This window comes from Methylobacterium sp. Leaf88 (assembly GCF_001422795.1).
Classification (GTDB): Bacteria; Pseudomonadota; Alphaproteobacteria; order Rhizobiales; family Beijerinckiaceae; genus Methylobacterium.
Genome location: NZ_LMMK01000045.1, coordinates 6437 through 23617, shown reverse-complemented (window position 1 = coordinate 23617; position 17181 = coordinate 6437). Strand labels below are relative to the sequence as shown.

The window sequence follows — 17181 nt, the reverse complement described above, 5'->3', positions numbered from 1 at the left end:
GGCGCTGGACCAATTTTCTACTCTTGTGAGGGGACGCTTTGTCATGCCCACGGTTGATGGCAACCTGAACGATTGGACATCGGCGGCTCGGCTCAATCCCGCAGGCACGACAGCGGCCGGATACAGTTTGTACGGCGACCTGTCGGGCGGTGTCCTGACCTTCGCCCTCCAGGCGCCGACGGGGACGTCGATCGGGGCGTACACGACGATCTGGCTGAACACCGACAAGAATGCCACCACCGGCTACAGCATCTGGGGTCTGTACGGGGGCTACGACTACAACATCAATATCGCTGCCGACGGAAAGCCGTACCTCTATCGCGGGGGCGACGGACAGACGCTCGTGTCGGCGACGCCGCTGACCGCCGTCTACAATGCCGATCGCACGGTGCTGGAGGTCAGCGTCTCGGCGGCGCAGATCGGGACGCCGAAGAGCCTCAACGTCCTGGCCGACGTGAACAACAGCGTCTTCCTACCAGGCGATTACGGGGCCGGCCCCTACACGGTCTCGGATGCCAGCACCCTGCCGGCCCGGACCTATACGGGGCACAAGGTCGGGATCGTCTACTCGGAATCCACGGCGGCGAACTACTTCAGCCCGATGGCGTATTCGCAGCTCTACATGGCGGCGCAGAACCAGGCCGCGGCCGCGGGCGTCCCCTACGACCTCCTGTCGGAATCGGATCTCACCGATCTGGCGAAGCTGTCGAACTACGACACGCTGATCTTTCCCTCGTTCCGCAACGTCGCCGCCGCGAAGGTCGCGGCGATCACCGACACCCTGACCAGCCTGGAGAAGACCTACCACGTCGGCATCATCACTGCCGGCGACTTCATGACGAACGACGAGAAGAACGCTCCGCTCTCCGGCGATTCCTACGCGCGCATGAAGGCGCTCTTGGATGTCAGCCGCGTCGACGGGGTCAACGGCGCGAACGTCGAGGTCAAGGCGGCGGCCACGACCAATCCCGTCATGGCCGGGTACACGGCCGGCGAGTCGATCCACCAGTACACGAACATCAGCACCTCCTACTTCACCAGTACGGACGGGCTGGGAACGACGCTCGCCAATCAGATCGTCAACGGGCAATCCAACATCGCGGTGATGGCGACGCAGACCGGGGGCAAGAACGTTCACTTCGCCACGGACGGCATGCTCGCCGACAACAACATGCTGGCCCACGCCCTGGATTGGACCATGGCGCCGGCGACGGGGCCGGATGTCAGCCTCCACATGAGCCGGAACAAGGCGATCGTCGCCGCCCGCGTGGACATGGATCAGGCCATGTACACCGATGATGTCCGGCCGGCCTCCGGATCGGGCATCTACGACAAGCTCCTGCCGATCCTGACGCAGTGGAAGCAGGCCTACAACTTCGTCGGATCGTACTACATCGATGTCGGCAACAATCCGGCCGAGGGCGAGGTCACGGACTGGACCTACTCGAAGAAGTACTACAACCAGATGTTGGCGATGGGGAACGAGATCGGCTCGCATTCCCTGACGCATCCCGAGAACACCAACCTCCTCACCGCGGCCCAATTCCAGACCGAATTCCAGCAATCCCGCGCGATCATCGAGCAGCAGCTCGGTTTGACCAATATCGGTGCCGCCGTTCCCGGGGCGGGAGAAAATCTCGCCACCGCGCGGCAGATCGCGCAGTACTATCCCTACATCTCGGGCGGCGCCTCCCTGATCGGCGCCGGGTATCCGGGGGCGATCGGCTATCTCAGCCCGACGGCCACCGATATGAAATCGGTCTACATCGCGCCCAATACCTCCTTCGACTTCACCCTCGTGGGCTACCAGCACCTCACCGCCGCGCAGGCCTCCGCAGCGTGGGCCAAGGAGTGGGCGACGCTGACGGCGCATTCCGACCTGCCGGTCGTGGTCTGGCCCTGGCACGATTACGGTCCGACGAATTGGCTGACCGATACGACGGATGCCGGCTACACCCAGCAGATGTTCACGGATTTCATCGCACGGGCCGCGCAGGCGGGCTCGGAATTCGTGACCCTGAACGATCTGGCCCAGCGCACCGCGACCCTCGAGAAGTCCGACGTCAGCTACAGCTTCGATGCGGCCGCGAACGTCCTCACCGCGTCGGCGACCACCGCGGCCGGAGATCTCGGCAAGTTCGCCCTCGATATCGGCAGCGGCCATACGATCAAGAACGTGGCCGGCTGGTACGCCTACGACAGCAACAGCGTCTTCGTGCCGAAGGCGGGCGGGACCTTCAAGATCGCCCTCGACGGCACGCCGGACGACGTCACCCACCTGACGACCCTTGCGGACCGGTCCGACCTCCTCAGCGTGACCGGCGACGGCACCAACCTCAGTTACTCGGTCGTCGGTGAGGGCCACGACATCATCCAGCTGAAGTCCCATGTCGGGCAGATGGTGCAAATCACCGGAACGGATGGCGCGAGCCTCTCCGGCGCCAACCTGGATCTGACCCTGACCGGACTGGGACAGCACAACGTCTCCATCGTCCTCGCGTCGGCGCCGGTCGGAACGACCGCGAGCGATTGGATCTTCGGAACGGACGGCGCGGATACGATCAATGCCGGGGCCGGCGCCGACACGCTGCAAGGCCTCAGCGGCAACGACACCTACATCGTCGACAACTCCGGAGACCGGATCATCGAGGCCGTGAATGCGGGGATCGACACCGTTCAGAGCGCGGTGACCTACACGCTGGCGGCGAATGTCGAGAAGCTCGTCCTGACGGGGACGAACGCCATCAACGGAACGGGCAATGCCCTGGCGAACGTCCTGACCGGAAACAGCGCGGCGAACACGCTCGCCGGCGGCGACGGCGCCGATATCCTGGAGGGCAAGGCCGGAAACGATATCCTGACGGGCGGGCTCGGCGCCGACGCCTTCCTCTTCAGCAAGGCCGGTCAGGGCATCGACCTCGTGCGCGACTTCTCGCGGGCGCAGGGCGACAAGATCCAGGTGCACGCCTCCGACTACGGGCTTCCGGTCGGCACGCTCGCGAGCGACTGGTTCGAGACGAGCGCCACCGGTCTCGCCACGAAGGCGCACGCGGAGTTCGTCTTCAATTCGGGGTCGCACACGCTGAGCTGGGACGCGGACGGCATCGGGAGTGCGGCCGCCCTTCAGGTGGCCACCTTCTCCAACAACCCGCTTCTCCAGTATCAGGATTTCGCGATCGTGGTCTGATCGCGCGATCGACCCGGACGGATCCGAAGCGCCCGGCGCGGGCGGCCCGGCATTCGGTCCCGGCCAGGGGGCAATCCGGCGGACGGACGATCGCGGCTCCCCGGGTGTTGCGCTTTTGTTCTAGGCCGCGACGGGCCGGACGGCCATACTCCCCTCCATGTCGATGACCGTCCGCTCCGCCTTCCTGCTGATCAGCCTCGCGCCACAGGCGGCGACGGCGCAGGTGCCTGGCCGGTCCGAGGCCGGGCTCGCCGCCCTCGAACAGACCTGGCACGCCTGCGTGCGGGACGCGTTCGCGCAGCAGCCGCGGACGCAGAGCCGCGCCGGCTCCCAGCGCAACGCCCTCGATGCCTGCCAGGCCCAGGAAGATGCCTTCGTGGCCGCGGCGATGACGGAGGTCGATGCCGGATCGCGCGAGGCGCGCGCGGGCGAGCCGGCCCGACGTCCCGCCCTGACCGAGCGGGCGCGCGCCTGGGCCGCCTCCGTCGCCAGCGACGTCCTCGATCCGGTTTCGTCCTGGCTCAGCGCCCTGCGCCGGTGAGTGGACGGCCCATCCGGGCCGCCCGAAAGGCCAGGAGGATCCCGGGGACGCCCACCATGCCGTACAGCACCATCAGGGCTCGTCCGAGGTGTTCGGCGCCGAAGACGGTGTCGGCCAGGAACCCCAGGAGGGGCGGCCCGGTACCCGAGGCCGTCAGGGTCACGGCGGCGATGAAGAGGGCGCTGACCCGCCCGCGGAGGCTGACGGGCGTGAGGAGCTGCACCCCCGTCACGGCGGGGGGGGCGGTGAACCCGATCACGGCCGTGAGGAGGGTGAAGGCGGCGAGCGAGAGCGTCCGGTCGGCGGCCACCGCCATCACGATCGCGGGCGGCAGGGCCGCCATCAGGCCGAGACCGAGCAGGCGCGAGGCGGCCGCACGCCGGCGCGCCCGCGCCACCCGGTCCAGGAGCAGGCCTGCGGACAGATGGCCGAGCGGACCGCCGATCAGCAGCAGGCCGCCCAGAACCACGCCGCTCTCCGCGGGGCTCATGCCGTGGTTTCGCACGTAGAGGGTCGGCCCCCAGGCGGCCAGGGTCCGACCCATCAGGACGGCGCAGGCCGCGGCCGCGAAGTGGGGCAGGTAGATCCGCCGCCGCCGCAGGATCCACGCCCAGGCGGGGTTCAGCCCCGCCCTGGCGGCGGGTGGCGCCCGCGGAAGCCGGACGGCCACCGCGCCGAGGATCAGCACGAGGTTGGGCAGGCAGGCGAGCAGGAACAGGGCGCGCCAGGGCGGCAGCGGGTCGAGGCCGGGAAACGCCAGGCCGCCGCGCAGGACGAGCCAGGCCAGGACCGCACCGCCGGCGAGCAGGGCGAAGCTCTGCCCGAGGCTGCCTCCCGCCGTGTACAGCGACACGTTCCGGGCCATGCGGCCCTGCTCGGAGCCGTGGGCGATGAGCGACAGCGAGGCCGGCGCGAGACCGGCCTGTCCCAGTCCGAGGACGAACCGGCTGAGGAACAGCACCGCGAAGGAGCCCGCGAGTCCGAATCCGAGGGTCGCCAGGGTCCAGAGGCCGATGCTGGCGAGCAGGATCGTGCGCTGGTGCCCCCGATCCGCCAAGCTGCCGAAAAGCGGCATGGTCAGCGCGTACAGGATGACGAAGGCCGAGCCGTGGAGCAGGCCGAGCTGGGCGTCGCTGAGGGCGAGGTCCTGCTTCACCGGGGTCGTCACGAGGGTGATCAGGAACCGGTCGCTGGCCGCCGAGAGCTGCGCCAGGATGAGCAGGACCAGGGGGCCGAACCCCAGGACCCTGCGTGCCGGAGCCGTGAGCGGGCGCCGTCCGGCGGTCTCGCTCATACGGTCCGCGACGCGCGAGGGGCGGTCCGCGACGCGCGAGGAGGCCGACGCACGCCGGAGTTGAGGGGCATCAGTAGAGCTCGCTGTGCCAGGCCGCGAGGGGCCAGGATCGATCGCCCCGGGCATGCGGGTCGCCGCGCAGCTGCTGGATATGGGTCCGGAACTGTCCGGGTGGGCGGCCGAACGCCGTCCGGAAGGCGCGGTTGAAATGCTGCTCGCTGGCAAAGCCGTAGGCGTAGGCGAGGGTGGCGATCGAGCGCGTTTCGCCCTGGCGCCGGAGGGCATCGCGCACCCGTTCCAGGCGGCGCTGCTGCACGAAGCGCGCGACCCCGCCATCCGGCAGGAAGGCCCGGTAGAGGCGACTCCGCGAGATCCCGAGTTCCGCCGCGATGGTCTCGGCGCTGAGGTCGCGATCCGCGAGGTGCCGCTCCACGTGGGCCTCGGCCTCGCGGCGGCGGGCGGCGTCGTCGGGGCCATCGTGGACGGCGGCCCAGACGATCGCCTCGGTGGGGGCGGCATGGCCGCGCAGCGCGGCGGCCAGCAGCATGCCGAGGACCGCGCTCGACCGCGAGACCACCGAACCGTCGAGGGTCTCCGAGCGGCGGGTCAGGGACACGATGAAATCGGCCACGAGGCCGCCCACGGTCTCCGGAAGGATCGCCCCATGGAATTTGCGCAGGTCGGGGACCAGGGGCTCGATGAGCTCGCGCGCCACCGGCGTCGAGATCTGCCGCACGCGGTGCGCCCGGCTCTGGTGCGGCAGCGTGTTGTCGCAGACCAGGATCTCCCCCGGTCGGACGCGGCGCTCGTGCCCGGGCGGGCCAGCCAGGAGGTCGCCCTCGAGGAGCAGGTGGAGCGTGATATGGTCGAAGCCGTCCCGGCGCACCCGCTGCGGGGATCGGCTGTGCTGAAGCCCGTTCAGCTGGCGCTTGAACAGGATCATCCGATCCAGCCGGTAGGCCTGCACCTGCGCGGAGAAATCCGGGCCGATCCGTGCGACATCGGCGCCGCCGGCATAGAGGTCGCGATATGCCTCGAATGCGAACTCCGCACCGACCTCCTGGGTGGAAAAGGCAAACGACGGAAGCGACACGTCTGACTGAACCCGACCGGATGGATCAGAGGGCCCATCGGACAAATCCCAATCGACCCATTCTCACACCCCCCGGGATGGGCGTTCCGAACGCGCGAGACAACTCACGGTTCTGTGATCGATGCAAGAGATCAGTATGAGGGCGCGCCATCCCAGTTGAGCGCGCTGCCGGCGCGGCGGCAAAGGCTTCTTGGTGCCAGCGCCGTCGGCCCAGGACAATAAAGCGTTCCGCCTCAGTTTCCAGGATGGCGGATCACGACATACCATCGTCGAGGCCGTCGAGGCTGCCGCCGCGCCCGACACGCAAGCAATCGGACGCGCTGCGATCGGCGACCAGGATAAGACCTTCTCCGGGGCCGCCGCCCCCGCACGGCAACGCCTCGGTAACCGTTACGCCCTAACTCTCGCGAACCCCGCCGCCCACCAAACTCCGCGATCCGCACGATGACCAGAGACCAGCTTGCCGCCGAGTTGCTTCGTATTTCCAAGCTGCAACTCAGCGATATCACCCGTGCCGTCAAGAATGGCGAGAAATCCATTGCCTTGAACGAGGTCATCGATCTGGGTCGACGCCTGAACCGCCTCGCGGATGCGGTCGCGGGACGCCCGGCGCCGGTCGCCACGCCCGCGCCCGCCGACGACAGCCTCGTTCAGGCGTGAGCGCCGCATCGGAGTGGCGGGCCGAGCGGAACGTCGCCGCGCGCGCGCGCCTCGACCGCGCCCTGCCGGGAATCTTCCCGGCCCCCGTCCTGCGGCACGCCCTGTCGCGCCCGCTGATCCCGCCGACGCCGCGCCTCGCGGTGGAGAGCTACTGGCGTGCGCATCTCCTGCGCGCGGACCGGCTGGCGCGGGCCCTCGCCACCCGCTCGGGCCATCCCGAGGGCTGGACCTGGCGTCTCGGCACCGAGAAGGGATCCGGCCTCGCCGCCACCTTCCGGATGCCGCCCTCGCCCTTCCGGGAGCCGGCCCATGCGCGCGGCAAGGGCCATTGCTGCATCTGCGGGCAGCCGGTCTTCCGCTTCGGTTGGCACCGGGATCTCTGGGGGGCGGGCGTCCCGAACAAGAATGCGCGCTGGCACGCGGCCTGTGTCGCCGCCTGGAAGCTCTGGGTGGCGCCCAGCGACCAGGTGAAGGTTCTGAAGGCGCATCAGCGCCACCGCTGCGCCGCCTCGGGCAAGCGGTTGTTCAAGACCGCCGAGGTCGATCATCGCGTGCCCCTCTACCGCGTCTGGCGGGAGCACCGGGACGATCCCTGGCCGACGCTGCTCGGCTTCTGGGGTGCCCCGAACCTTCAGGTCGTCAACCGCGGGGTCCACGTGGAGAAATGTGGCCGCGAGGCTGGCGAGCGGGCGCTGAGCCGGCAGGTGGCGCTCCTGCGCACCGCCTTCCCGGCGGATCGCGCCGAGGAGGCCGCACCGGAGCGCCTGCCGGTCGACGGGACGGGCTGACGGGCCGGGCGGCCCTGGCCGCTCAGAGGATCCCCTCGATCAGGTCCAGTTCCCGCGCCTCGCCCGCCTCGATGTACCAGTTCTCGGGAGCCCGCTGCAGCACCGTGTCCAGGGTCACCTGCGAGCCCCGGATGAGGTTGGCGAAGCCCTCGTTCTGGATCGCGATGGAGCATTCGATCTCGTGCAGGGCGGCCTTCACGCTGGCGATGCAGGTCGTGAGCGGTCCGTTGAGGACCACCTGCTTGTCGAGCTTGCGCTCGTGGATCATCAGCCGCGTGCCCCGGGTGAGATAGCGGTTCGACCGGGCGAAGAAGCTCATGAAGGTGGTCCCGGCCGAGTAGATCGCGGCCTTGCCGAGGAAGACGAACCGGCGATCCGTCAGCAGGCCGGTTTTGAAGCGGATGTCCTCGCCCATCATCCGGGCGACCTCGGGATCGCCGCCGAGCGTCGTCAGCTCGACCACCACGAGGGTTCGGTCGCCGACCGCGTCGAGCTGGCGGCGGAAATCCCGGTACATCTCCTGGTCGACCGTCCCCGACAGAAGGATGGCGGGGGCGTCGAACGCGGATGGCGGCAGGGCGGGGGTATCCATGGGGCACTCCTGGTGGCCGAGGCGCGGCCGTCGCGGCAAGAACGCAAGTTCCCGGCCCGGGATCGGTTGCGTCAGCCGCGGACGGAATGCGTCGGCCCGCCCGCGCCTGTGCCCGCATGGACGAGGAGGCGAAACCGCGAGTCGATCGTCGCCACGCAGATACGGCCGCCTGCCGACAACAGGCGCGTTTCCAATTCGATCGGACCGGACCCGCTCTACCTCCGGCAGGGCATGGGCGCCGGCGGATTCCGGGTCTGGCGCCGCTCGTCCCATGGGAGCGTGCCGCAGACGGACCCTTCCGATCCGATCCTCTCGGGACGGAGAGCCTCGGACCCCCTCGGCGCCGCTCCCTCCGCACCGGTCGACAGGGCGTGCCGTGTCAGTACGGCGTGCCGTCATAGGGCTGCCGGCTCGGGCGAGGGCGCGCGCGAACCGGCCGATCGTAGCGGCCCTCGTAGGCGCCCAGATACGGGTCGAGGGCGGGATCGCGGTAGTTGCCGTTGTTCACGCCGGCCGAGCGGTCGTTGCCGCTCAGGGCGGCGTAGGGCGACAGGCCGTCGCCGCCGCTGCCGCCCCGGGCCAGCGCGCCGCCGCCGAGGCCCAGAACGAGGGTGGCGGAGAGCGTGGTGCGTCGGATGGCTGTGGCCATCATCGCATTGTGCGCCATGAGGACCTCCTGTCGCGTTGAGAACGGACGCGTGGCACGGACGTTCGGGCCGGGGCCGCGCGGCCGGAGGATCAGCGCTCGGCCCGCAGGCTCTTGAGGAAGCGGCGTGCGACCTCGCGCACGGCCTCGTCGTCCCGGGTGTCGTCGTCGGCCTTGTCCCAGAGGTGGTCGACGCTCGCCTCCAGGCTCTTGAGCAGGTCCGGATGTTCCTGGGCCAGGAACCGGATCGTTCCGAACAGGAGGTGCTCGGTCGCGAGTTCACGGTGGCGCGCGTCCGCGATTCGGGACTCGGCGGGGGCGGGATCAGTTGCAGCATGGGTCATGCCGACACAACGAACGGCCCCGCCAGCGGTTCAGGGACTTCTGCGGTCGTCGTAAGCTTTCTTTGGCCTCTTCGAAGGATTCCACCCCGTTCCGCGAGGAGGGTCACGGGTCGAAGCACGCAGGCTCAAATCCTCCGACCATGATCCCGTACCCCGATGCTTCCGTTTCGCCGCGGGTTCGGCGAGAACCGGCGGCGCATGGGGGGTCGGCCGATTCGACATCCCTCCACCCTGGATCCTCAGCAGACGCACCGGATGGCACCGATCTCCTCTTCGAACGAGCGTTCCCGCACGCGCCGGTCGGGCCCCCTCCGCATCGACACGGACCTCGCCGCCGGGATCGGTCTCGCCTTCGTGGCCGGCTTCGTCGACGCGGCCGCCTTCATCGCCCTGACGGGCCTGTTCACCGCCCACGTGACCGGCAACTTCGTGCTGCTGGGGGCCGAACTCGTCTCGACCTCGACCGGCGTGGTCGCCAAGCTCCTCGCCCTGCCGGCCTTCGTGGGGGCGGTCGCGGCCACCCGGCTCCTCGCCCTGGCCCTGGAGCGCCGCGGCCGGGCGCCCCTGCGCTGGCTGCTGGCCCTTGAGATCGCCTTGCTGGCCGCCTTCTGCGTCGTCGGTCTCGCCCTCTCGCCCCTCGGCTCCCCCGATGGCGCGGCGGCGGTGACGGTCGGGATGCTCGGCGTCGCGGCGATGGGAGTCCAGAACGCCATCGGGCGCCTCGGCCTCGCGCATCTCGCCGCCACCACGGTGATGACGGTCAACGTCACCCAGGCGGTGATCGACCTCGTCGACTGGGCGCGGGGCGCCGTGCCGCCGGACGGGGCTGCGCGGGGGCGGATGCGCCGGATGCTGCCCGCGGTGCTGGCCTTCGCCGTCGGCGCCCTCGCGGGGGCCTTCGGCGTCGCCGCCGTCTCGTTCGGCTGCCTCGTCATCCCGATCGCGGTGCTCACGGTCCTCGTGCTCCTTCGCGGGGATTGAGCCGCGGCGTGGGATCGGACTCAGGCGCGGCAGGTGAGCAGCCCGTAGGCGGTCACGCGCTGCCAGCCCATGCCCTCGACCGTCGCCATCGGTCTCACATAGGGTTCCGCGAGCGGGAAGACGCGCGCTCCGTCCGGCGGCGCCTGGCCCTCCCGCAGGGGCACCACGATCCAGGCGGGCCCGTCCGCAGCCGCACAGAGCGTCGCGACCGCACCGGCCGGCAGGTCGTCGGCCCGCGGGGGCACCGGAGGCGCGAACGGCCTGCGCTGGGCCTCGGTGGCGAGGCCGAGGGCGATGAGCCGGTCGATCCGCTCGGACCACAGCATCGCCAGAGGGCGCGAGAAGACGATGCTGGCGCCCTGCAGGTTGGTGATCCAGCTCGGGCGGCCCAGCGTCAGCCAGGTCTCGGCCCGCCCGTCCAGCCAGAGCACCTCGCCTGGCCGGCGCGCGATGGCCTCGACGAGACCGGGCAGCAGGGTGCGGTCCTCGATCCGCCGGAACGCCCGCGCGCGCTCGTCCCAGAGGCCCAGGAGGGCGATGACCAGCGCCACGGCCAGGACCGGCCGCGCGACCCGGGACCGCTCGGCGGCGAGCCACGCGAGGCCGGCCCCGAAGGCGAGCGAAGGCACGATCGAGAAACTTCGGATCAGGCTAAGGCCGAGATGGGCGCCCTCGGTCCGGTTCGCGGCGAGCCAGCCGAGGGCGAGCGCTTCGAGGAGGAGGCGGCCGGCGACGAGGAGGCCGACCAGACCCAGGGTCGCGCGCATCAGGCCGCGCGACGGCGCCAGCCGGTCCTGGCGGAGCGCCGCGTGGACCCCGACGGCGAGGAGGCCGGCGGCCGCCGCGATGGGCAGGTCGGTGGAGAACACCCAGGCGAGCCCCAGGAGGGCGAGGGTGATCCGGTCGCCCGGCGTCCCACGCGGGAGGGTGCTGGCGCACAGGCCCAGGGCGGCGGCGCCGAGGACGGAGGTCACCCAGAGGAAACGCCAGGGCTGGACCTGGATCACCAGGAGCGACGACCATTGCTCCTCGAACACCGTGGTGGCCGCCACCCCGCCGGCGCCCGCCAGGAGCGCGGCCAGGAGGAGCCTCCGAGCCCGGATCGGAACGCGGGTCGCGGCGACGAGGATCGTGGCGGCCTGCACGAGGGGCGGACCCCAGGCCTGGCTCGGCCAGAGCGTGGGGAAGAGGTCGGCACAGCGCTGGCGCAGAATCTCGAGGAAGGCGGGATCGACGGGCTGCAGCAGGCGCGCGAACAGCGGCACGCCGAGGCGGGCGGCCACCAGGATGGCGAGGAGACCCGGGACCAGGACCAGCAGCCAGCGCCGGTTCTCCGCCACCAGGGCGAGGACGAGCACCGCCAGGCCGGCCAGCCCCATGATCGGGTGGACGAGGCCTCCCAGGGCCATGAAGGCCAGGGCCCCTGCGCGGCGGCCGGACAGGCTCGCCGCGAGACCGGCGAGGACCGCCGCCTCCGCGAGCGTCCGGGGCGTCGCTAGCGCCTCGCCGACGCGGAAGATGCCGGGATAGCCGTAAGAGGCGGGCAGGACCGCCATCGCCGCGAGGACGACCCAGCGCCGCCGGCCGGCGCCCAGGGCCGCGGCCAGGGCCGAGGCGGCGCAGAACCAGGCGATCAGCCCGACGAGGCTGACGGCCAGGGCCGCCGGACCGGGCCCCAGCGCCCCCACCAGCGCCCGTAAGGCGACGGGGAACAGGCTGAAGCGCGACTGCCCGTCATGGGTGAACATGAGGTCGCGTCCGACCCCGTCCGGATCGAGGTCGGCGAGGGCCCGCCCCACGTAGATGCGGGCATCGCCGTCGATCCCCTCGTAGGGATGCAGCAGGAGATAGAGACCCGCCATGCCGAGCGCCGGCCAAGCCGAGCGGCGCAGGACCGCCGCCCAGCGCGGAACGGCTCCGGGCATGGGGACGGTATCCGGAACGGCCACCAGGGGGTCGGAGGTCCCGGACGCCGCGCACATCGTCAGGCTGCCCGGCGCGGCACCATGCGCTCGCTCGTCAGGGCGTCCTGTGCGCCCGAGACGCCCGCCTCGGTGTATTCCGCATCCTCGTTCACGCACCACGGATCGTAGCGGCGCTCCCCGGCGAGGATGTTCTCCACCGTGAGCATCGCGGTCATCATCGCGTGGTCCTGGTTGTTGTACTTGTGCATGCCGTTGCGCCCGACGAGGTGCAGGCTCGGATAGGCCTGTTCGAGGTCCCGCCGGATGGTGGCGACGTGGGCCTTGTAGTCCTCGTCGTAGACCGGATAGGCCTTGGGCTGACGCACGACGCAGGCGTCGACCACGTCCTCGGAGCGGATCAGCCCAATCTGCCCGATCTCGCGCTTGGCCAGCGCGATGAGGTCGGCATCGGACTGCGCCCAGAGCCCGTCGCCCTCGAAGCAGAAATACTCCAGGCCGAGGCAGGTATGCGCCGCGTCCGGCACCATCTCGGGCGACCACGAGCGGAAGTTCTGCACGCGCCCGACCTGCACGGACGGATCGTGGATGTAGATCCAGTTGTCGGGGAAATTCCGGTCCGAACGCGCGATCAGCGCCACGGTGAGGAAGTCCCGGTACTGCAGGGCGCGGGCCTGGAAGGTGCTGATCGGCGCGGGCGAGAGCGATCCGACGAGTTCGCGCAGCGGCGCCGAGGAGATGACGTTGCGCGCCGTGAAGGTCTCGCGGGTGCCGTCGGCGGCCTTGGCCGTCACGGTCCAGAGGCCGGTCCGGACCTCGTAGTGCAGGCCGTCCACGCCCCGGTCGAGGCGCAGCGTTCCGCCCTGGGCCGCCACCTTCGCGGCGGCCGCCTCCCACATCATGCCCGGCCCCTTGCGGGGATAGCGGAAGGACTCGATCAGCGTCTTGATCACGGGCTCGCCGGCGCGCGGCGCCCTGCGCAGGCCGAGGGAGCGAACCAGCGCGTCGCGGATCGCAGCCCCGAGATCGAGGCCGTTGATGCGCTGGGCCGCCCAGTCCGCCGAGATGGCGTCGCAGGACATGCCCCAGACCTTCTCCGTGTAAGTCTTGAAGAAGATCGAGAACAGGCGCTCGCCGAAGCGGTTGCGGACCCAGTCGTGGAAGCTCTTCGGCTCCGCGATCGGACGGGCGCGGGCATAGAGGTAGGAGGCGACGCAGGCGGTGCTCTCCAGGATCCCGAGGTTGCGCAGGGCCTCGAAGGCCTTGAGCGGATAGGCGTAGTACTTGCCCTTGTAGAAGATCCGCGACAGGCGCGGCCGCTCGATGAAGTCGTCCGGCAGCAGCTCGTCCCAGAGATCCACCACGGCCTTCGATTTCGAGAAGAAGCGGTGACCGCCGATATCGAACAGGTAGCCGTTATGCGCGACCGTGCGGCTGATGCCGCCGACCTGGGCCGGATCCTTCTCCAGGACCGTCACCGAACGCCCGGCCTTCGTCAGCAGATAGGCGGCGGTCAGGCCGGCGGGTCCCGCCCCGATCACGAGCGTTTCCGAGTGGTGGCTCATCGGGCAGGACCGTCAAGTTAACCGAAGGACGACACACCTCCGGGATAGCGCGCGAGTGGTTAAGGAAGCCCTGTCTGCGCCGGGGCGGGGGCCTCCGCGCGCAGGGCCCCCGGGGTCCCGCGGTACGCGGTGGCCCTCCCGCCGTCGGCCCGGCGCCCCATATGCGCACGGTCCTCCCGCCGTTCGGAACCGCCTTGCTCAAGATCGCCGCTCTCGCCTTCGTCCTCCTCTATATCGCGCCCATCGCGATCTCCGCCGCCCTCTACGCCCGCCAGACCCGCGGGGACTGGCGCTCCGCCGACCGGTCCAGCACCGGCCTCCTGCCGCCGGCCGCGACCCACCCCGAGGCGATCGTCCGGATCTTCTCGGCGCGGACGGTGAGTTGGCGCGGCATCCTCGCCACCCACAGCTGGATCGTCGTCAAGGAGGCGGGGGCCTCCGCCTATCAGCGCTTCGACTACACGGCCTGGGGCCAGCCGATCTGGATCGACCGCTTCGTGCCCGACGGGCGCTGGTTCGGAAGCGTTCCCGACACCATCGTGGCCGCCGACGGTCCCACCGCGGAGGCGATGATCCCGCGCATCCGGGAGACGATCCGGACCTACCGCTACGCGCAGCCGGGCGATTACACGGTCTGGCCGGGTCCGAACTCGAACACCTTCGTGGCCGCCGTGATGAGCGCGGTGCCCGAGATGGCGGCGAGCCTGCCGGCCACCGCGATCGGCAAGGACTTCCCCTACGACGGCCGCTGGATCGGCCTGACGCCGTCGCGAACCGGCCTGCGGCTCAACCTCGGCGGCTATCTCGGGCTGACGGTGGCTTGGGTCGAGGGCCTCGAGGTGAACCTGCTCGGTGCCGTGGCGGGACTCGATCTGCGGCGTCCGGCCCTCAAGCTTCCCGCCCTCGGTCGCGTGGGATGGTGACGGGCTCGGCCCCCACCGGGCTCCCTCGAACCATCCGACCGATGGACCGTTTCATGGCATCGGGAGGTGTGCTCATGACCGTCGTGGCTTCGAACAAGATCTGGCTGGAAGGCAGTACCGCCCGGACCGATGGGCTCCCGGTCTCCGCCAATCCCTATCCGGCCGGATCGCAGGAGAGCGCGGACTGGCTGGAGGGCTACACCACCGTCGAGGCCGAGCAACTCGGCGTCAGTCCGGATGCCGGCGAGAACATGTAGGCCCGGCAGGGGCGGGTGATCTCCGCTAGCGCGCCAGGCTCGCCTTCACCATTCCGGTCGTCGCCGGCTCGGCCAGGGCGGCGGCGAAGGGATTCAGTCCCCTCTGGTCGACCACGCTGGCCGAGTACAGCGACAGGGCCGCCAGTAGACCGATTCCCAACGTGGCCTTCAGAACCGTCCAGAGGCGGCCGGTAGCGGAGCGCATGGTTCCATCCCTGACGTGGCGTTCAGGCTGCTTCGGCCGGGTTCGTGGCGCCATGATGGCCGGCCGCGGGAAAGCGCTGCCCCGAGGGGGCGACGGGGGCCAGGGTCACGGGCGGCTTCGGGTGTCGCGGATGGCCACGGGACACATCCCGAGCAGTCCCGGTACAGCGACAGCAGCGCGGAGGCGAGGCATCGCGATCGACGTGCGTCGGCGAACCCGGATCCGCGGCGCCGCCACGAGCGGCTCCAGGGTCCGTCGCTCGCGTCACCGGCGTCCCCGCCCGGGAATGCGCATCCTCGGCGGCGATCCGGGGCGAGGATGCGCCGAGTTCAAGGGCTCGGCACGGGCCGCGGCCTGCGACTCCTTGCTTAGGCGTCGGCAAGGAACGCCCGTCGCTGCGAGACATTCTCTGCTCACATTCAGACAGTCGTGGCATACCAACGGGGTTCCCCGCATGCGCAACCATATCACGCCCGACCATCGCGCCCTGTCGGGGCCATCGATCGAGGCGGGTCAGAACTCTGGTTCCGCCGCCCCGACCCAGCGCCTCGAGCGGCTTCACGACGAGCACGGCGGGCCTGCGGCCGGCCCACCGTCCAGGCCGTCCGGCGCCCGCGTCTCGCCGGCTTCCGACTTCGAGGGCTTCGGCTCGTTTTCCTGAGCCGAAGCCCGCACCGGACCGCGTCCCCGACGCGATCATTCGCCCTCACAGGATTTCTTCGATGACCACCCTGACCCATCTCGATGCCACACCCCGCCAGACCACGAACGATGTCTGCAACGTCGACGCCAATCGGACCGGGCCGCACAGCACGTCGATGAACCGCGAACACCGCGTCGGAAACACCGTCGACCAGGTGGATCAGGTCAGCAGCGTGACCCTGCTCGGGTTTGCGGTGGCGGGATCGATCGTGATGCTCGCCGCCCATTGGCTGGTGGGCTGAACCTCCGGGGCGACCGGCGGTCGCCGATCGATCGTAGCTGCATGGACGGACCGATGACCCGCACCCTTCTGACCCTCGCCGCCTTGGCAATTGCCCTGTCCGCCTCCCCCCTGACGCATCCGGCCTTGGCGGAACCGCTCGCGCCCACCGGCGGAGCGGGAAATACCGGGGTCACCACGCCGTCCATGGCCCCGGGCGCCGCGCCGCGGGCCAGCGACGCCGTGGGTCGCCCCGCACCGAACGTCGTGGGCAATCCCAGCCCCAATTCCATTCCCGGAAGCAGCCCGGGCCTGAACATCGGCGGCACGCCAACCAGCGGGCCGCCCGGGACCGGTGGTGCGGCGGGCGGCCCTTCGATCGGCAACCAGTAGCGGGGCAGCCCGGCGCCGCCTCGGTTCAAGGGCGACACGCCCGGCCGCCGTCCACCGGATAGGGCGTGACGACGGCAATCCAGGTCGAGGCCCTGCCGCCCGCGCATGCCCGACAGCAGGCACCCCGCGTCGGCGCGTCGCCCGGAGAGGCGCCATCCGGCCCACGGAGTTCGCGCAACCATCGGATGATTCCGGCTCGGCCGTTCGTCTATCTCATGCCTCCCGAAACCCGGGGGCTGTTACCTTGACACCCGCGCGGTTCACGCCGTGGCGGGTGTTTTTTCTGGCTTCGCCCTAGGACATCGTCAGGAATCGTCCGGCGTGACGAGCATTGGGCCGATCGACCGACCGGCCGGCTCGTCCGCCCTGCGCAGGATGGGTGCGCGACTCTATCGCTGAACGCGGCAACGCCCGTCGCGACGAGGCGATCGGACGGGTCTGCGAGATCTGCGATGCCGCGCGAAGATCTGCGCAGCGCCGGCGTCCGATTGTTATCCGAGACAGGTCTCGAAAGGGACAGGGGCCCGAGTAAGGCGATCTTCGCATGCGACAGCGAAGATCCCGGCCGTGCGAGCCGACCCTGACCGCCAATGGTCGGAACGCCAATCCATCGCGGGGATGCTGCCGGTGCGACGCACGTCCTCCTCGGTGCCAGCATCCGCGGGGGGGCGTCCGTCGAATGCCTTCCCCGGTTCTGCGAAAGCTCCGACGCGTTTTTCGGTTCCTGTTGCTGGATTGTTGCTGCGAATCGTCCACGATTCGTGTCGAATTCCTCCGTTGAGGTCGACGCCCGATCAACCGTTAGGTCTCACCGCGCCCGCCCGGCTCCGGCCGCGGCGGGTTTTGATTGGCAAGTTCCGATTCGCAA

Annotated in this window: 18 protein-coding genes; 10 read left to right on the top strand and 8 right to left on the bottom strand. The window is 70.2% G+C overall.

From position 1 onward, the window contains the following. Positions 1–43: 43 nt before the first annotated feature. Together ASF20_RS16635 and ASF20_RS16630 are read left to right on the top strand one after the other, a co-directional pair. The gene (locus tag ASF20_RS16635) at positions 44–3187 is read left to right on the top strand and encodes a polysaccharide deacetylase family protein (RefSeq protein WP_082501401.1); all 3144 of its coding nucleotides are present in this window, start codon (positions 44–46) and stop codon (positions 3185–3187) included. A gap of 157 nt (positions 3188–3344) precedes the next feature. Next, positions 3345–3728, top strand: a complete 384-nt coding sequence (locus ASF20_RS16630) for a hypothetical protein (RefSeq protein WP_056216114.1) — start codon at positions 3345–3347, stop codon at positions 3726–3728. On the opposite strand, the gene ASF20_RS16625 is transcribed toward ASF20_RS16630, so the two are convergent. After that, positions 3709–5022 carry an MFS transporter gene (locus ASF20_RS16625; RefSeq protein WP_056275932.1) on the bottom strand — a complete coding sequence of 438 codons (1314 nt, stop codon included), beginning with the start codon at positions 5020–5022 and terminating at the stop codon, positions 3709–3711. The two genes, ASF20_RS16630 and ASF20_RS16625, sit on opposite strands and share 20 nt — an antisense overlap. 70 nt (positions 5023–5092) lie before the next feature. After that, positions 5093–6115 (bottom strand): helix-turn-helix domain-containing protein, encoded by a 1023-nt coding sequence (locus ASF20_RS16620; RefSeq protein WP_056216111.1) that lies wholly within the window; start codon positions 6113–6115, stop codon positions 5093–5095. 444 nt (positions 6116–6559) lie between these two features. On the opposite strand from ASF20_RS16620, the gene ASF20_RS16615 reads away from it, so the two are divergent. Further along, on the top strand, positions 6560–6775 hold the full coding sequence (locus tag ASF20_RS16615; protein WP_056216109.1) for a hypothetical protein: 216 nt from the start codon (positions 6560–6562) through the stop codon (positions 6773–6775). Then, the gene (locus ASF20_RS16610) at positions 6772–7563 is read left to right on the top strand and encodes a hypothetical protein (protein ID WP_244472698.1); all 792 of its coding nucleotides are present in this window, start codon (positions 6772–6774) and stop codon (positions 7561–7563) included. The genes ASF20_RS16615 and ASF20_RS16610 overlap by 4 nt, the downstream gene beginning before the upstream one ends. Before the next feature lie 22 nt (positions 7564–7585). On the opposite strand, the gene ASF20_RS16605 is transcribed toward ASF20_RS16610, so the two are convergent. The 3 genes from ASF20_RS16605 to ASF20_RS16595 form a co-directional block, all read right to left on the bottom strand. Further along, positions 7586–8155 carry a hypothetical protein gene (locus tag ASF20_RS16605; RefSeq protein WP_056216106.1) on the bottom strand — a complete coding sequence of 190 codons (570 nt, stop codon included), beginning with the start codon at positions 8153–8155 and terminating at the stop codon, positions 7586–7588. 379 nt (positions 8156–8534) lie between these two features. Continuing rightward, positions 8535–8804 carry a hypothetical protein gene (locus ASF20_RS16600; protein WP_056216181.1) on the bottom strand — a complete coding sequence of 90 codons (270 nt, stop codon included), beginning with the start codon at positions 8802–8804 and terminating at the stop codon, positions 8535–8537. Between the two features lie 89 nt (positions 8805–8893). Next, positions 8894–9145, bottom strand: a complete 252-nt coding sequence (locus ASF20_RS16595) for a hypothetical protein (protein WP_056216104.1) — start codon at positions 9143–9145, stop codon at positions 8894–8896. A 255-nt stretch (positions 9146–9400) separates the two neighbouring features. On the opposite strand from ASF20_RS16595, the gene ASF20_RS16590 reads away from it, so the two are divergent. Continuing rightward, a complete protein-coding gene (locus ASF20_RS16590) occupies positions 9401–10126 on the top strand; it encodes a YoaK family protein (protein WP_082501400.1) in 726 nt (241 codons plus the stop codon). A gap of 20 nt (positions 10127–10146) precedes the next feature. Here ASF20_RS16590 and ASF20_RS16585 read toward each other — a convergent pair whose 3' ends face one another. Together ASF20_RS16585 and ASF20_RS16580 are read right to left on the bottom strand one after the other, a co-directional pair. Beyond that, on the bottom strand, positions 10147–12051 hold the full coding sequence (locus ASF20_RS16585) for a hypothetical protein (RefSeq protein WP_156648112.1): 1905 nt from the start codon (positions 12049–12051) through the stop codon (positions 10147–10149). 59 nt (positions 12052–12110) lie between these two features. Further along, positions 12111–13613 (bottom strand): NAD(P)/FAD-dependent oxidoreductase, encoded by a 1503-nt coding sequence (locus ASF20_RS16580; protein WP_056275925.1) that lies wholly within the window; start codon positions 13611–13613, stop codon positions 12111–12113. 161 nt (positions 13614–13774) lie between these two features. On the opposite strand from ASF20_RS16580, the gene ASF20_RS16575 reads away from it, so the two are divergent. Together ASF20_RS16575 and ASF20_RS16570 are read left to right on the top strand one after the other, a co-directional pair. Continuing rightward, positions 13775–14536, top strand: a complete 762-nt coding sequence (locus ASF20_RS16575) for a DUF3750 domain-containing protein (RefSeq protein WP_056275921.1) — start codon at positions 13775–13777, stop codon at positions 14534–14536. A gap of 74 nt (positions 14537–14610) precedes the next feature. Further along, entirely contained in the window at positions 14611–14793 is a 183-nt protein-coding gene (locus tag ASF20_RS16570; protein ID WP_056216177.1) for a hypothetical protein, read from the top strand. A gap of 25 nt (positions 14794–14818) precedes the next feature. Here the strand turns inward: ASF20_RS16570 and ASF20_RS16565 are convergent, their stop codons facing one another. Then, positions 14819–14998 (bottom strand): hypothetical protein, encoded by a 180-nt coding sequence (locus ASF20_RS16565; RefSeq protein WP_056275918.1) that lies wholly within the window; start codon positions 14996–14998, stop codon positions 14819–14821. Positions 14999–15452: 454 nt separating this feature from the next. On the opposite strand from ASF20_RS16565, the gene ASF20_RS24225 reads away from it, so the two are divergent. The 3 genes from ASF20_RS24225 (at position 15453) to ASF20_RS16555 (ending at position 16313) form a co-directional block, all read left to right on the top strand. Continuing rightward, complete coding sequence (locus tag ASF20_RS24225; RefSeq protein WP_156648111.1) at positions 15453–15659, top strand: hypothetical protein; 207 nt, start codon at positions 15453–15455, stop codon at positions 15657–15659. A gap of 61 nt (positions 15660–15720) precedes the next feature. Further along, positions 15721–15942, top strand: coding sequence for a hypothetical protein (locus ASF20_RS16560; RefSeq protein WP_056275916.1), 222 nt, complete (start codon positions 15721–15723; stop codon positions 15940–15942). Positions 15943–15995: 53 nt separating this feature from the next. Continuing rightward, a complete protein-coding gene (locus ASF20_RS16555) occupies positions 15996–16313 on the top strand; it encodes a hypothetical protein (RefSeq protein ID WP_082501436.1) in 318 nt (105 codons plus the stop codon). The last annotated feature ends 868 nt before the right edge of the window (positions 16314–17181 follow it).

Coding starts and splice junctions, on each gene's coding strand:
- ASF20_RS16635 (WP_082501401.1), top strand. CDS start 44: ATGCCCACGGTTGATGGCAACCTGAACGATTGGACATCGGCGGCTCGG.
- ASF20_RS24225 (WP_156648111.1), top strand. CDS start 15,453: ATGCGCAACCATATCACGCCCGACCATCGCGCCCTGTCGGGGCCATCG.
- ASF20_RS16615 (WP_056216109.1), top strand. CDS start 6,560: ATGACCAGAGACCAGCTTGCCGCCGAGTTGCTTCGTATTTCCAAGCTG.
- ASF20_RS16580 (WP_056275925.1), bottom strand. CDS start 13,613: ATGAGCCACCACTCGGAAACGCTCGTGATCGGGGCGGGACCCGCCGGC.
- ASF20_RS16585 (WP_156648112.1), bottom strand. CDS start 12,051: ATGCCCGGAGCCGTTCCGCGCTGGGCGGCGGTCCTGCGCCGCTCGGCT.
- ASF20_RS16590 (WP_082501400.1), top strand. CDS start 9,401: ATGGCACCGATCTCCTCTTCGAACGAGCGTTCCCGCACGCGCCGGTCG.
- ASF20_RS16625 (WP_056275932.1), bottom strand. CDS start 5,022: ATGAGCGAGACCGCCGGACGGCGCCCGCTCACGGCTCCGGCACGCAGG.
- ASF20_RS16595 (WP_056216104.1), bottom strand. CDS start 9,145: ATGACCCATGCTGCAACTGATCCCGCCCCCGCCGAGTCCCGAATCGCG.
- ASF20_RS16565 (WP_056275918.1), bottom strand. CDS start 14,998: ATGCGCTCCGCTACCGGCCGCCTCTGGACGGTTCTGAAGGCCACGTTG.
- ASF20_RS16560 (WP_056275916.1), top strand. CDS start 15,721: ATGACCACCCTGACCCATCTCGATGCCACACCCCGCCAGACCACGAAC.
- ASF20_RS16600 (WP_056216181.1), bottom strand. CDS start 8,804: ATGGCCACAGCCATCCGACGCACCACGCTCTCCGCCACCCTCGTTCTG.
- ASF20_RS16555 (WP_082501436.1), top strand. CDS start 15,996: ATGACCCGCACCCTTCTGACCCTCGCCGCCTTGGCAATTGCCCTGTCC.
- ASF20_RS16570 (WP_056216177.1), top strand. CDS start 14,611: ATGACCGTCGTGGCTTCGAACAAGATCTGGCTGGAAGGCAGTACCGCC.
- ASF20_RS16575 (WP_056275921.1), top strand. CDS start 13,775: ATGCGCACGGTCCTCCCGCCGTTCGGAACCGCCTTGCTCAAGATCGCC.
- ASF20_RS16630 (WP_056216114.1), top strand. CDS start 3,345: ATGTCGATGACCGTCCGCTCCGCCTTCCTGCTGATCAGCCTCGCGCCA.
- ASF20_RS16605 (WP_056216106.1), bottom strand. CDS start 8,155: ATGGATACCCCCGCCCTGCCGCCATCCGCGTTCGACGCCCCCGCCATC.